Genomic DNA, 13494 nt, shown 5'->3' on the forward strand with positions numbered 1-13494 from the left:
TCACACTCCGCCCGCCAGCAATGGCCCAAGCCGCTCCAGGTGACGGCGCCAGCCCTCGCCGCCATCCGGCGCCGGCGTCAGGCCGGCCGGCAACCTTGCGGTGCGGCCGAGCACGGCCTCGATCAACCGCTGCCGCTCCATCGAGTCCAGATTGGAGAAGACGCGGCGCAGCAATGGCAGATGCGCGATGAAAGCGTCCTCGTCGAGCGATTTCAGCCACCCATCGACGGCGCCGCGCAGGCCCTCGTCGTAGATCAGCCGCTGGCCGGCAGTGCTGAAGAAACCTTCGAAGAACCCCGCTGCCTGGGCGACCGGCGTCCCCGGCGACAGCCTGCGTCCGAGCAGCCCGGCGGCGTCCTCTGCCGACAGTTGGCCGGCTTCATAGAGCAGATGCGCGGCGCAGCCGGCGAGCAGCGCCGTCGAGCCCGGACCTTCCAGCACGCCGGTCAGGCCGTTGCGCCAGGCATCGAGCACGCCTTCGCCGGGCTCGACCAGCCGGATCGCCGTGTCGGCCTTGCGCACAGCACCGACCAGCGTGGTGGCGGCCTGCTCGTCCAGGTCGCGCACCGCATAGGGCAGCGCGATCGCGCCTTCGACGATCAACCGTTCCAACAAACCGGACAGCCGGTTGGTTTCGGTCTTGCGCGCCTCGCCGTAACGGATGATGTCGGCAAGCGGCGGCACCGAGGCCAGCATCTCTAGGCATTCGCTGCTGTGCGCTGCGCGCGCCTCCAACGCTACAAGGCCGGCGCTCGCGGCCTCCGACAGATCCGCCGTAATGGCGCTCTGGACAAGGGCGGCAAGCGTGTCGAGGCTCGCGGCCGCACCGAGCATCTGGATCAGGCGGCCATTGGCGGCCTTTTCGATAGTCGGGCCGTAGACCAGGTTCTCGACCAGGCGCACGGCATATTCCGGCTCCCAGGCGAGCGTCCATTTTTCGCGAAAGGTGCCGCGGCTGCGGCCGGCGTCGGCCAGCCTGCCCCATTGCACGCCAAGCACGTTCAGCCGGTGCAGCAATGTCGAACGAAACAGTCCGCTTTCGCTGCGCAGATCGACCGACAGCTCGCGTTCCAGCGCCTCCGGCTTCAGCCGCGCCGCCTTCTGGTTGCGCTGCAGGTCCTCGATCAGCGGCGCCAGCGGCGTGTCGGGCGGAATCTCGCCGACATCCGCGCCCAAAAGCAGCTCGGCCTCGACCAGCGCCCACAGCACCGCTTCGCCGTTGAACAGCGCCGCGATCGCGGCATCGCGCAATTCCTCGAAGCCGGGCTTCGGCCGCTCGCGAATGGCAGCCAGTGTGCGCGCAAGCCGCTCGGCCTCGATCAGCGACGCGGTCGACACCAGATGGCCCTTCGCCCGCAGCACCGCCGCGATCGTCGCCAGCCACAGCGTCGCGGCGTCGCGCCGCCCTCGTGTGCGCCACAGATGCTTGCACCAGCCGGGCGCGACGACGCCAGCGCCATAACCATAGCCCAGCGCAAGACGCGGCCCGGTCCATGGCGCCCATGTCATGATGCTTTTGCGCCGGGCAATTGCCTTTATCAGCGCCTGGTCGTTCTTCTGCGTGTGCGCGGCCTGCAGGGCCGGCACATGCCATGCGCCGCAGACGACGGCGATCGGTCCGGCGAATTCCTTGCGCGCGGCAGCGATTTCCAATCGCATATGCGCTTCACGCTTGGCCTCGAACGGCGCGATCGCACCTTCGCCGTCGCGCAGCGTCGTCATCGCATCGGTGATGGCAGCGAAGATTGGACCCGGCTGCGGATTCTGCTCGATAATGTCGGCCCACCAGCTTTCGCCATCTTCATAGCCGGCGGCCGCAGCCAGCGTGCCGATCGGGTCGCGATGCGATGCGGGCTCGCCATCCTCACCGGTTTCGTCCTTGGGTTCGGGCTTGTCGGCGTCAGCCGTTTTGTCGGTGTCGTCGGTTGCCGGTGCCGCGAACCGTGCCGATGACGGCAGGTCGATGAACCGCAATGCCGCCTTGTTCTCCACCGCCCACACCGCCGCCTGGTATTCCGGCGAGAACTCGGCGAACGGCCAGAAACTTGTCGCGGCCGGATCGTCCTCGGGGTAGCAGAGCAGCGCCACCGGCGGCTGCATCTGCGGGCGCGCCAGCAATGGCAGCAGGGCGGACGCGTCGCTCGGCCCTTCGATCAGCACCGCGACCGGCTGCAAGTCCCGCAGCGCCTGCACCAGGCTGTCGGCGGAGCCCGGCCCGTGATGGCGGATGCCGAAATAGGCGACGTCGCTCATGACCTCAGATCGCTGCGTTCAGCGCCGCGTAATAGCCGGCATAGTCCGGCCGCTTCTTGAGCACCGTTTCGAGATATTCCTCCAGCACCACCTTGTCCTGCACCGGGTCCTTGACGATGGCGCCGACAAGGCTGGCGGCGAGGCCTTCGGCGCCGAGCTTGCCGCTGTCGAACCACGCCGCCTGGCTGAGGCCGCCGACCATGGTGGCGATCGCCTCGGCGGTCGAGAGCGAACCCGAAGGCGTCTTCAGCGTCACCTTGCCGTCGGCGGTTGCGCCCGAGCGCAGCTCGCGGAAAATGGTCAGCACGCGAGCGATCTCCTCGCCGACATTTTTCGGCACCGGCAGGTCGAGCCCGCCGGCCATCTCGTCGACCCGCTTGGAGACGATCGCCACCTCTTCGGCCATGTCCTCGGGCAGCGGCAGCACCACCACACTGAAGCGGCGCTTGAGCGCCGAGGACAGCTCGTTGACGCCCTTGTCGCGGTTGTTTGCGGTGGCGATGATGTTGAAGCCGCGCTGGGCATAGAGCGACGTGTTGAGTTCCGGGATCGGCATCATCTTTTCCGACAGCACGGTGATCAGCGTGTCCTGCACGTCCGAGCCCATGCGCGTCAGTTCCTCTAGCCGGCATAGCTTGCCGCTCTCCATGGCGCGGTAGAGCGGCGTCGGCACCAGCGCCTCCTGGCTCGGCCCTTTGGCCAAAAGCTGCGCATAGTTCCAGCCGTAGCGGATCTGGTTCTCGTCGGTGCCGGCCGTGCACTGCACGATCAGCGTCGAGTTGCCCATGATGGCGGCGGCGAGATGTTCCGACACCCAGGACTTGGCGGTGCCGGGAACGCCGAGCAACAGCAGCGCGCGGTCGGTAGCGAGTGTCGCCACCGCGGTTTCCATCAGCCGGCGGCGACCAACATATTTCGGCGATATCACGGTGCCGTCGCTTGCCTTGCCGCCGAGCAGATATGTCAGCACGGCCTTCGGCGACAGGCTCCATCCGGCCGGCTTCTGGCGTTCGTCATTGCGCGCCAGCGCCTGCAGTTCAGCGGCATAGGCCTGCTCGACAGGGAGGCGGATGGCTGCGTTCATGGTGCTGTTCTCCGGATTGTCATGTTTTGGTTCCCGTCATTGCCGCGTTGAGGCGCAGGAAAACGAGCGAGGCTGCCGCCGGCAGCATGCCGGCCGCAACGACATGCTCGATCAATTTTTCCGCTGTCGCCGCAGTGGCCAGAAAGCCCAAAGTTTCCAACAGGTCGTCGACGGTTCGCTTCATCGCGTCATCATTGCCGGCGACAGCCGAACGCAACACCGCCAAGCTCTGGCCGTTCGTCAGGTCGGGCCAATCCAGCCAGTTGGCTTCGAAGCCCTCGGCAAGGGTGAGCGTGCTAACATACTGCGGCGTATCTTTCAGGATCAATCTGACCAGGACACGCTTCCTGCGGCTATCCAGGCGCGGTGTCAGGTGCAGCACGAACAGTGCCGGCTTGCCACCCTCGGCGATCAGCGTGTCGGCCATCTGCGTTACTGCAGCGTCGCTGCCCGACGCGGCGACCATTCGTGAGATCTGGATGTCGGCATTGTTGTCGGCACCGAACTGCCAGGCTGCAATGAAATCGGGTTCGCTGACCCCAAATCGGGAAGCAAGGTCGACCAGATTGCAGGTCTCGAACAGTTCGGCGCGGCGCTTTTCCTGCGCCGGGGATTTGAGTTTTGCCGGGGTGTAGGTGGTGCGGCGGCGGATAAAGCCGGATTTGCCTTCTGCGATGAAGGCGGCAAGTTCGGCAACGGGATCGTCGGCACCGCCACCAACACGACCGTGCTCGCCCAACCTCGCCAGCAGCCGGCTCGCCAGTTCCTGCACCTTGCCGGAGCGGTCAGTGGCCAGGCTTTTCAGGAACGGCGCGTCCTCAGGCGTCAGGCCGAAATGCATGAGTTCGATCAGTGCCAGCCGGACTTCCGCCGGCTCGCCGGGCGCCTTCGCTTCCATCAGGCTGCGGGCCGTGGCCGGATCGCGACGGCGCATCTCGGTCAACGCGATACGGCGCGCGGCGGGGTAAAAGTCATCCCAGTTCTGCACCGTCAGTTGCTCCTGCGGCGCAATCTTCAGCCCCTCGACGCTGGCCTGCCAGTCGATCCACGGCGCATAGATGTCAGGGCTGTTCTGGTCTGATGCCGACGGCATCCAGTCCATCGGATGCAGCACGTAGCCACGGCCGGCGACGAGCGTCGCCACGCGCGACTTGCGCCGCGCATCGGCGGCGTTCTTCAGGGCCGCCCGCAACAGCGGCCGCAACCGCTCCGGCAGCAGCGGCAGGCCAAGCCTCGGCAGCGGCGGGCGCCGCTTCAGCGTCTTCGGCGCCGACGGCCGCAGGCCGACATCGAGCGCCTGCGCCGCGATCGCCAGCAGACGTCGCTCCCGTTCGTCTGGGCTTGCGCCACCCGCGATCTCCTTCCATGCGGTTGGCGCCAGATCGAATGCGGTTCCGCCGGTGATCCAGCAGTCGCGCATCGTCGCCAGGCCGGTTAGTTCGAGCTCGTTCATGACAGATCGAGCCTCCCGAAGCCGCTTTGCGCGGCCAGCAGATCGAGCCGCGCGCCGTTCCAAAGCGCTGCCGTGGCCGCGAGGTCGAGGCCAAGCACGGTCTGATCGACGGTCCCGCTAACAGGCAGGGCGATCCCTTGCGGGTCGTGCGCCGCTTGCCACCAGGCGGTGCCGCGCTCATCGAGCAGGATCGCGCCGGCAGGCAGCATCAGCGGGCTATCGGTCGACCAGGGCGCTGCGTCCTGGTGCGCCGCATGCGCCGCGAGCGGGTCCTTGACAGCGTCGAGGCCGAAATCCGGCCAGGCGCCCGACACGACGTCGCCCTTGCGCTCCGCCACCAAGGCCCGCAGTGGCTGGCGCGACGGGTAGAATACCAGGCGGGCGTGGAACCGGTCACCGGGCGTGAACGCCGCCGAGCGGCGGCCGGCCGAAGCCGGAAAGAAATCGAGCAGCAGCGCAAACTGCGGCGTCGGGCTTTTCAGATCGAGCAGCCAGGTCGAATGGCTGACGAGACCGTCGCGGCGGGTCTCGATCTTCTCGCCTACGACCTCCCAATGGCTGTCGACCTGCTTCGCGTCGGGACTGGACAGAACCTGGTCGCGGGTTTCGGACGCCGACACCAGTCGCTTCAGCTCGGGATCGTCGGGCGCCGAGCGCCAGGCTTTGGCCAGCAGCACCAGCTTGCCGAGTTCGCGGATCGCCGCGTCCGGCCGTTCCTCGCTGCGCAGCGCCATTAGCCGGGCCGGGATTTCGTCGATGCGTCCGGCAAGCGCCGTCGCCTTCATGTCGACAAGCCGCGCCGCAATGCGGCGGCAGCGCTCGCTGCTGGCGTCGGCAAAGGCGGAAAGGCCGAGCCGCAGCTGGTCGGCAATCCACTGGTCGAGTTCGTCCAGCGCGCCTGCCACCGCGGTGCGCGTATCTTCCGCCCGCTTGCGCTGCGCCGTCTCGCGGCGCTCCGTCGCGGCGGCGTCATCGACGGTGCTTTCCTCTGCCTGCGAGGCCTCGCCAATGCTCTTGCCAGACGCGCCCCTGCCAGACTTTGCGTCGACCGGCGGGGGCGCACTCTTCCTGCGCCGGCCAAGCCAGTCATTGACCCATTCCGGCGTTGTTTCGGCTGATGTGAAGCTGGCCGGCGCCGTGGCGGCGATCCACATCAGCGCCAGCGTGTGCTTGCAGGGAAATTTTCGCGACGGGCAGGTGCATTTGTAGCCGTGGTCGCCGGTGTCGACGACGGTGCGATAGGGGTTGGATCCCGAGCCCTGGCATTCGCCCCAGATCAGCGCCTGCTGCTCGTTCTTCTCCAGCCGCGGCCAGTTCGAGCGCTTGGTGAGCTTCGAGGCGGCGCTTAGCGACGCCTGATCGGGGGCCAGCGCCTCGATGGTTTTCAGTTCGAATTCCAAGCCGCGCCTCTCGTCACCCCAAATCAATGCCTGGCATCAATATAGGGTGCCGTTTGTGAAGGATTGTTGTGGCCCCGGCAAGACGAAGATAGCGCAGATCAGTACAACGGCGTGGCCATATGCCGGGGCGTCGGCCATTGCGCCGTGATCTCGGGCTGCACCGGGCGCTCGAGATAGGTCGACAGCACGACATAGCTTCGCGTCGAGGTGACGCCGGGCGTTTCGTAGAGACGCGCCAGCAGGCCTTCGAGCGCCCTGGTGTCCTCGGTGCGGACCTTGAGAAGCATGCAGGTGTCGCCGGCCACCGAATGGATTTCCTCGACCTCAGGATATTGGGAGACGGCCATCAGCTCCGGTGTCTTGCCCCAGCCCTTGGTATCGATATGCACGAAGGTGAGCAGCGGCTTCTTCACCGCCTTCGGGTCGATGATCACAGCCGTGCCGCGGATGGCGCCGCTGCGCCGCAGGCGCTTGACCCGCTCATGCGCCGCCGGCGGCGAAAGGCAGACGCGTTCGCCAAGTTCGGCGTAGCTGATCGTCGCATCCTCGACCAGCACGCCTAATATTTTTCGGTCGATTGCGTCGAGCTCGCGGGGAGCTACCTTGTTCTGCAGAACCCCATCTGTTTCTTCGTCCATATCGAAATTCCTTGTTGTCGCGGAATCCAGTTCGGCCATTATGACCCGATGACGAACGCGCATCAAGCTGCAACGCTCCATCAGCCGATCCCGGCGCTGGCCTACCTCCTGACCGGCTGCATCGCCGTCATCGGCTCGAACTCGCTGGTCCTGGGTCCAATTGCTCCGGCAGTCGCCGCATCCTTCGGCACCAGCGTGCCGGCGGTGATGGCCGCGTCGGCTGCCTTCGGTCTCGGCACTTCCGCCAGCGCTTTGTTCCTCGCCCGCTATATCGACGGCGTCGGCGCCCGCCGCATGCTGCAGGGCGCTCTGCTGTTGCTGGCGGTCGGGCTTCTCGCCAGCGCGCTGGCGCCGACGGTGATCATGCTGGTCGCGGCCCAGGCCGTCGCCGGCATCGCCGCCGGCGTCGCCATGCCGGCCATCTATGCCAGTGCAGCGGCAATTGCGCCGCCCGGCCGCGAAAGCGGCACGATCGGCGTCGTGCTGACCGGCTGGACGGTCTCCATGGTGGCCGGCGTGTCGCTGTCGGCCGTGCTTGCCGATCTCGTGCACTGGCGCGCCGTCTTCGCCGCCGTCGCGGTGCTTTCCGCCATTGCGCTTGCTGCCTTGTCGATGACCTCGCTCAGCGACGTCAGGAAGAGCGGCCCGGCGCCGTCGCCGTTCGTTGCGCTGGCCATTCCGGGCATCGTGCCGCTGCTCATCGCCTGCACCGCCTTCATGACCGCTTTTTACGGCGTCTACGGCTATCTCGGCGATCATCTGCACCAGGATCTGGGCGAGCCCGTCAGCGCCAATGCGCTGGCCGCACTCGCCTACGGCGCCGGCTTCGGCGCCGCGGCCTTCCTCGACGGCGTCATCGACCGCATCGGCGCACGGCGCGTCATGCCTTTCGCCTATCTGCTGGTCGCCGTCGTCTATGTCGCGATCGCGCTCGCAAGCAGCAATTTCGTGCTGATCCTGGCTATGATCGCCATCTGGGGCCTTGCCAATCATTTCGGCCTGAACGTGCTGGTGATGCGCCTTACCGCGCTCGATCCGTCGCGCCGTGGCACCATCATGGGCCTGAACAGTTCGGTCACCTACCTCGCCGTCTTCATCGGCACCACCAGCTTCGGGCCGCTTTATTCATCGTTCGGCTTTGCCATCTGCGCGATCGTCGCCGCCGTGCTGATGCTGGTTGCGGCAGCAGCGGGGTCATGGCGGTCGCCTCCGCCCATCAAGCCGTAAAGCTTGCGTCCTCATCCCGTCCTTCGCTAGAGCTTGGCTTGCCATGCGAGCCCCGCCCGGATGAAGACGACGCTTGAAACCACTGCCGACCCCTCGTCAGACGACCTCGCCTTCCTGGCCGAGCGGCTGACGGCGTTCAATGACGGCGATGTCGGCCCCTCCGGCCGCAAGCCGATCGCGGTCTTCGTTCGTGACGAGCACGGCGCTGTCGTCGCCGGCATTTCGGGATACACCGCCTGGGGCTGGCTCTATGTGCAATGGCTGTGGGTCGACGAACGCCTGCGCGGCCAGCATATGGCCGGCGACATGCTGGACGCTGCCGAGCGCGAAGCAGTCGCCCGGGGCTGCCAGACCGCCTGGATCGACACGTTCAATCCGACAGCGGCCAAAGTCTATGAGCGGCAAGGCTACCGGCGTTTCGGCGAGCTGCCTGACTTTCCCATCGGCCGCAGCCGCATCTTCCTGCAGAAGAAGCTCTAACCTGCCAGCCGCCCGCCTTGCATCGGCCGCGGCACGCCGGTGGTGCTGGGAAAGCTGATCGGCAGGCCGCGCAGCACGCGCACGGCAAGGAAGGCAAAGCATTCGGCCTCCACCGCATCGCCTTTCCAGCCCAGTGTCTCGGCCTGCACCACCTCGACGTTGGCGCGCCTCGCCAGCATCGCCATCATCGTCGGGTTGCGGCGGCCGCCGCCACTGACCGCCAGGCGCTTCGGCCGGCGCGGCAACAAATCGAGCGCCTTGCCGACGGCCGAGACGGTGAAGGCCGTCAGCGTCGCCGCCCCATCCTCTGCGCCGAGGCCGTCGGCCATGGCGGCGCCGAAGTCGAAACGGTCGAGCGATTTCGGATAGGGCTTGGTCAGATACGGATGCTGGAGCAATTTGGCCAGCCGCACTTCATCGACGGTGCCGGCCGCGCCCAGTGCGCCGTCGCGGTCCATCTCGCCGAGGCCGTTTGCCTTGATGAAATCGTTGAGCGGCGCGTTGGCCGGGCCAGTGTCGAAGGCGACGATGTTGTCCTTGCCGTCCCACCAAGTGACGTTGCCGACACCGCCGAGATTGAGCACAGCGGTGTCCCCGCTGGCGTCGGCTTCCCTCAAAAGCGCCGCGTGGTAGGCAGCCGCCAGTGGTGCGCCCTGGCCGCCGGCGCGCACATCGTCCGAGCGGAAATCATAGGCGACCTTGGCGCCCAAAATGGAATGCATCAGCGCGCCATCGCCCAACTGGCGCGTATCGCCGCGCCGCCCGGGTTGCGGGGCACGATGCAGCACGGTTTGGCCGTGAAAGCCGACCACGCCGATATCGCCCATGGTCAGGCCGTAGCTTTCGACAAGGTCCTTCACCGCCGCCGACTGCGCCCGCGTCAGCGCCTCCTCGGCTTCGGCAAAGATCGCCGGCTCCGGCCCGTCGAAATTCCACACCCGGGCCTGACGCAGCGTCTCCTCCAGCAAGGCACGGATCGCTGCGGGGTAGGGGGCCAGCGTATAGGTGCCGAAATCGGCGATCCGCTCGCCATCGGTCTTGATCAGCGCCACGTCGATATTGCCGTCAAGCACGGTGCCGGTCATCAGGCCGACGGCCCAGATTGGTTCCACGGTCGACTCCCTTGCGACACCGTTTGCGATTCCAACGCAATCACCTGTCGGACGGATTGTCTCGCCAGGCAAGACCCTGGCCGCGGTCGATTGCTCCGAACCTGCCGGCAGAGTTTTTCACCGAACAGCGAAAATCGAGCAACGCCGTTCTTGCGTCTCGCCGCTCAAGACGCCAGCTATGAGACGAACACGTCATCGCCAAGGAGAAACGACATGGCATCCGAAGTCGCAGTGATCGCCGGCGCGGGTGCGGGCCTGAGCGCCTCTTTGGCACGCCTTCTCACCACGGAAGGCTATCGTGTGGTGCTGGCCGCCCGCAACACGGCCAAACTCGCGGCGCTGGTCGGGGAAACCGGCGCGCTGGCCGTCGAAACCGACGTCGCCGATCCGGCCTCCGTCGCCGGCCTGTTTGACGCCGCCGACAAGCAAGGCCCGCTGGCCCTTGCCGTCTTCAATGCCAGCGGCCGCACGCGCGGCCCGATCGCGGAGGTCGATCCCGATGCGGTCAAACAAGCCTTGCTTGTCGGCGCCTATGGCGGCTTCCTGGTCGGCCAGCAAGCGGCGCGGCGGCTGCTTGCGCGCGGCTCCGGTTCGATTCTTTTCACCGGCGCCTCCGCCAGCATCAAGGGCTTTCCCAACTCCGCCGGCTTTGCCATGCCGAAATTCGGCCTGCGCGGTCTGGCTCAGTCGATGGCGCGCGAACTCTTCCCTAGGAATATCCATGTCGCGCATTTCATTATCGACGGCCAGATCGAGCCGGCCGGGACGAAGCCCGAGCGACCGGACAGCCAGCTGTCGCCCGATGCGATCGCGCAGACCTATCTCGCGACCCATCGCCAGCATCGCAGCGCCTGGAGCTTCGAGGTCGAGCTGCGGCCCTTTGTCGAGACATTCTGACCGGTCCGGCGTGACCGTTCTCGCAATTGCGAAATCTTTGAGAGAATATTCCCGGCTTCGTGTTTGAGAAGAAATGCGGTTCTTTGATCCGGCAAGCAGCATTGCCGATGATGTCGTCAAGGCTTGGTATTCCACCTCGCCGCAATGACTTCAGGATTACGAGGGATCGACAATGTCCGAACGCGGAAACGCTTCCAGCTCTCTTCTTTTTTCAGCCATCAGCCGGCGAGCTGCCCTTGCGGCACTTTTTGCCTCGGCCGTCACGCTTGCCGGTCTGGCTCAGCCGACGCCGTCCTTCGCCGAGGACAAGAAGTCTATCAAGGTCGGCATCATCAGCGGCGAGGATGAGGATGTCTGGCGCGTCGTCGTCGCCCAGGCCGCCGAAAAAGGCCTGACCGTCGAGACCGTGGTGTTCAACGACTACACCCAGCCCAACGAGGCGCTCGAGCGCGGCGAGATCGACGCCAACGCCTTCCAGCACCAGCCCTATCTCGACAACCAGATCAAGACCCAAGGGTACCACATCGTGCGCGTCGGCTACACCGGCGTCTGGCCGATCGGCCTCTACTCCAAGAAATACACCAAGGTTGCCGACCTGCCCGAAGGCGCCGTCATCGGCTTGCCCAACGACCCCTCGAATGAGGGCCGCGCGTTGCGCGTTCTGCAGAACGAAGGCGTGATCAAGCTGAAGGACGGCACCGGCATCCTGGCGACCACCGCCGACATTGCCGAGAACCCTAAGAAGGTCGTCATCAAGGAACTGGACGCCGGCATTGTCGGCCGCTCGGTCGAGGATCTCGACGCGGCTGTCGTCAACACCGACTGGGCGCTGAAGAGCGGTCTCGGCCCGGACAACCGCATCGCCCAGGAGCCAGTGGCCGACAACCCCTACCGCAACTTCATCGCCGTGAAATCCGGCAACGAGAACGAGGCGTGGGTGAAGACGCTGGTCGCGTCCTACCAGAACGAGGCGGTCAAGGCCGAGTTCGACAAGGTCTACAAGGGCACCGGGATCAGCGCCTATTGATTGGCGCCTGGTTGTCAGGAGCAGGCGGCCCGCTGTTGAGCGGGCCGCTGTCGCATTTGTCGAGCGTTGAAACGGACAGTGAGATGAACCAGCACGTCACGGCCGAGGCATCCGGTCCGGTCAATATATCGGCCGGGCAAGAAGATGTCGTACGCCTCGTCGACCTCAAGCGCCGCTTTGGCGCGACGCCTGCGCTCGACGGCGTCTCGCTGACGGTGAAGAAGGGCGAGATCCTCGGCATCATCGGCCGCAGCGGAGCCGGCAAGTCGACGCTGATCCGCTGCCTCAACGGGCTGGAGCGGCCGGACTCCGGCGACGTCTTCATCGAGGGCCGCGAGATCGGCCGGCTCGGCGAGCGTGAATTGCAGCCGCTGCGGCGTCGCATCGGCATGATCTTCCAGCACTTCAATCTGCTGTCGGCCAAGACCGTGGAGGACAATGTCGCGCTGCCGCTAAAGATCGAGGGCCGCCCAAAGGCCGAACGGCTGGCGCGCGCCGCCGAATTGCTCCACCTCGTCGGCCTGTCGGAGAAGGCGAAGGCCTATCCGTCCTCGCTGTCGGGCGGCCAGAAGCAGCGCGTCGGCATCGCCAGGGCGCTGGCCGCGCGGCCAGCGCTGCTGCTGTCCGACGAGGCGACCTCAGCGCTCGATCCGGAGACGACGCGCTCCATCCTGGCCTTGCTGAAAGACATCAACCGGCAGCTCGGCCTGACCATCCTGCTCATCACCCACGAGATGGAGGTGATCCGCTCGATCGCCGACCGCGTCGCGGTGATCGATGCCGGGCGCATCGTCGAGCAAGGCCCGGTGTGGTCGGTCTTTGCCGAGCCGCGTTCCGAAATCACCAGGAGCCTGCTCGGCGGCATCCGCCCGCAACTGCCGGCCGAGATTGCCGGCCGGCTTGCTCCCGGAGGCGGCGCCGAGCTCATCCTCAGGGTCGACGTCGCAGGTGAGGCCGCGCGCGGTCCGCTGCTGTCCGATCTTGCGGTGGCGGTGCCGGGGCCTTTCCGCCTCGTCCATGGTGGCATCGACCATGTCCAACAGCAGCCGGTCGGCACGCTGTTCCTTGCGGTCGCGGGCAACGATCCGAAACATCTGTCGAAAGTAATCGCATTCCTGAAGGCCCGCGACGCGCGGGTGGAGGTGCTTGGCCATGTCGCCGGTTCTGTTTGAACTTCTGCTGCGTTCGATCTGGGAGACGGTCCTGATGACAGCCGCGTCCGGTCTCATCTCGCTCGTCTTCGGACTGCCGCTCGGCCTGGCATTGATTGCCACCGAGCGCGGCGGCATTGCCGAAAGCCTGTGGGTGAACCGCGCGCTCGGCGCCGTCATCAACGGCTTCCGCTCGGTGCCTTTCATCATCCTTCTGGTGGCGCTGATCCCGGTGACGCGGCTGATCGTCGGCACCTCGATCGGCACCTGGGCGGCGATCGTGCCGTTGTCGATTGCGGCGACGCCCTACTATGCCCGCATCGCCGAAGTGTCGCTGCGCGAGGTCGATCGCGGCCTGATCGAGGCGGCGCGCGCCATGGGCGGCAACCGCTGGACGATCATTCGCGAGGTGCTGGTGCCCGAAGCATTGCCCGGCATCGTCGCCGGTTTCACGGTGACGCTGGTAACGCTGATCGGCGCCTCGGCCATGGCCGGCGCCATCGGTGCCGGCGGGCTTGGCGACCTCGCCATCCGCTACGGCTACCAGCGTTTTGAGACCAGCGTCATGGTCGCCGTGGTCATTGTGCTGATCATCCTCGTTTGCGGCATCCAGTGGGTCGGCGACCGGCTGGTCGCCAGGCTGGACCGGCGCGGATGAGCGCCACGAACGTTATTTGCCGGCAGGCTGCCAAACGCAGCGCCGGCTTTCTCTATCGGCGCCGAGATTGGATTGCGCGTTGCTTTGATCGGACCGGCCTGCGTGCCACCGTGA

The 13494-nt window shown here is 66.3% G+C and carries 12 protein-coding genes; 6 read left to right on the forward strand and 6 right to left on the reverse strand.

Translation table 11 applies throughout. The features are described 5' to 3' along the window. The 5 genes from NKJ18_RS09620 to NKJ18_RS09640 form a co-directional block, all read right to left on the reverse strand. Positions 1 to 2253: a DUF5682 family protein gene (locus NKJ18_RS09620; RefSeq protein WP_352758163.1), complete on the reverse strand. Its 2253-nt coding sequence runs from the start codon at positions 2251 to 2253 to the stop codon at positions 1 to 3. A 4-nt stretch (positions 2254 to 2257) separates the two neighbouring features. Continuing rightward, entirely contained in the window at positions 2258 to 3337 is a 1080-nt protein-coding gene (locus tag NKJ18_RS09625) for an ATP-binding protein (RefSeq protein WP_352758164.1), read from the reverse strand. A 19-nt stretch (positions 3338 to 3356) separates the two neighbouring features. Further along, positions 3357 to 4790 carry a DUF5691 domain-containing protein gene (locus NKJ18_RS09630; protein WP_352758165.1) on the reverse strand — a complete coding sequence of 478 codons (1434 nt, stop codon included), beginning with the start codon at positions 4788 to 4790 and terminating at the stop codon, positions 3357 to 3359. Continuing rightward, positions 4787 to 6190 carry an SWIM zinc finger family protein gene (locus NKJ18_RS09635; RefSeq protein ID WP_023687040.1) on the reverse strand — a complete coding sequence of 468 codons (1404 nt, stop codon included), beginning with the start codon at positions 6188 to 6190 and terminating at the stop codon, positions 4787 to 4789. Before NKJ18_RS09635 ends, NKJ18_RS09630 begins: the two co-directional genes overlap by 4 nt. 98 nt (positions 6191 to 6288) lie before the next feature. After that, positions 6289 to 6828 carry an Lrp/AsnC family transcriptional regulator gene (locus NKJ18_RS09640; RefSeq protein WP_023687041.1) on the reverse strand — a complete coding sequence of 180 codons (540 nt, stop codon included), beginning with the start codon at positions 6826 to 6828 and terminating at the stop codon, positions 6289 to 6291. A 48-nt stretch (positions 6829 to 6876) separates the two neighbouring features. Between NKJ18_RS09640 and NKJ18_RS09645 the strand changes: the two genes are divergently transcribed. Together NKJ18_RS09645 and NKJ18_RS09650 are read left to right on the forward strand one after the other, a co-directional pair. Further along, a complete protein-coding gene (locus NKJ18_RS09645; protein ID WP_023726345.1) occupies positions 6877 to 8055 on the forward strand; it encodes an MFS transporter in 1179 nt (392 codons plus the stop codon). Positions 8056 to 8115: 60 nt separating this feature from the next. After that, positions 8116 to 8535 (forward strand): GNAT family N-acetyltransferase, encoded by a 420-nt coding sequence (locus NKJ18_RS09650; protein ID WP_023692175.1) that lies wholly within the window; start codon positions 8116 to 8118, stop codon positions 8533 to 8535. Here the strand turns inward: NKJ18_RS09650 and NKJ18_RS09655 are convergent. Continuing rightward, entirely contained in the window at positions 8532 to 9647 is a 1116-nt protein-coding gene (locus tag NKJ18_RS09655) for an anhydro-N-acetylmuramic acid kinase (protein ID WP_023709949.1), read from the reverse strand. The genes NKJ18_RS09650 and NKJ18_RS09655 overlap by 4 nt on opposite strands. A gap of 213 nt (positions 9648 to 9860) precedes the next feature. On the opposite strand from NKJ18_RS09655, the gene NKJ18_RS09660 reads away from it, so the two are divergent. The 4 genes from NKJ18_RS09660 to NKJ18_RS09675 all read left to right on the forward strand — a co-directional run bounded on the left by NKJ18_RS09660 (position 9861) and on the right by NKJ18_RS09675 (position 13380). After that, positions 9861 to 10544 carry an SDR family NAD(P)-dependent oxidoreductase gene (locus NKJ18_RS09660; protein ID WP_352758166.1) on the forward strand — a complete coding sequence of 228 codons (684 nt, stop codon included), beginning with the start codon at positions 9861 to 9863 and terminating at the stop codon, positions 10542 to 10544. A 172-nt stretch (positions 10545 to 10716) separates the two neighbouring features. Next, entirely contained in the window at positions 10717 to 11571 is an 855-nt protein-coding gene (locus tag NKJ18_RS09665) for a MetQ/NlpA family lipoprotein (protein WP_023668580.1), read from the forward strand. Between the two features lie 83 nt (positions 11572 to 11654). Then, positions 11655 to 12743: a methionine ABC transporter ATP-binding protein gene (locus NKJ18_RS09670; RefSeq protein WP_023704825.1), complete on the forward strand. Its 1089-nt coding sequence runs from the start codon at positions 11655 to 11657 to the stop codon at positions 12741 to 12743. Continuing rightward, positions 12724 to 13380 (forward strand): methionine ABC transporter permease, encoded by a 657-nt coding sequence (locus NKJ18_RS09675; protein ID WP_023668578.1) that lies wholly within the window; start codon positions 12724 to 12726, stop codon positions 13378 to 13380. Before NKJ18_RS09670 ends, NKJ18_RS09675 begins: the two co-directional genes overlap by 20 nt. Positions 13381 to 13494 lie beyond the last annotated feature (114 nt).

This window comes from Mesorhizobium sp. M0217, assembly GCF_040321955.1.
In the GTDB taxonomy this organism is placed as follows: Bacteria; Pseudomonadota; Alphaproteobacteria; order Rhizobiales; family Rhizobiaceae; genus Mesorhizobium.

Coding starts and splice junctions, on each gene's coding strand:
- NKJ18_RS09625 (WP_352758164.1), bottom strand. CDS start 3,337: ATGAACGCAGCCATCCGCCTCCCTGTCGAGCAGGCCTATGCCGCTGAA.
- NKJ18_RS09660 (WP_352758166.1), top strand. CDS start 9,861: ATGGCATCCGAAGTCGCAGTGATCGCCGGCGCGGGTGCGGGCCTGAGC.
- NKJ18_RS09620 (WP_352758163.1), bottom strand. CDS start 2,253: ATGAGCGACGTCGCCTATTTCGGCATCCGCCATCACGGGCCGGGCTCC.
- NKJ18_RS09640 (WP_023687041.1), bottom strand. CDS start 6,828: ATGGACGAAGAAACAGATGGGGTTCTGCAGAACAAGGTAGCTCCCCGC.
- NKJ18_RS09630 (WP_352758165.1), bottom strand. CDS start 4,790: ATGAACGAGCTCGAACTAACCGGCCTGGCGACGATGCGCGACTGCTGG.
- NKJ18_RS09650 (WP_023692175.1), top strand. CDS start 8,116: ATGAAGACGACGCTTGAAACCACTGCCGACCCCTCGTCAGACGACCTC.
- NKJ18_RS09665 (WP_023668580.1), top strand. CDS start 10,717: ATGTCCGAACGCGGAAACGCTTCCAGCTCTCTTCTTTTTTCAGCCATC.
- NKJ18_RS09645 (WP_023726345.1), top strand. CDS start 6,877: ATGACGAACGCGCATCAAGCTGCAACGCTCCATCAGCCGATCCCGGCG.
- NKJ18_RS09670 (WP_023704825.1), top strand. CDS start 11,655: ATGAACCAGCACGTCACGGCCGAGGCATCCGGTCCGGTCAATATATCG.
- NKJ18_RS09675 (WP_023668578.1), top strand. CDS start 12,724: ATGTCGCCGGTTCTGTTTGAACTTCTGCTGCGTTCGATCTGGGAGACG.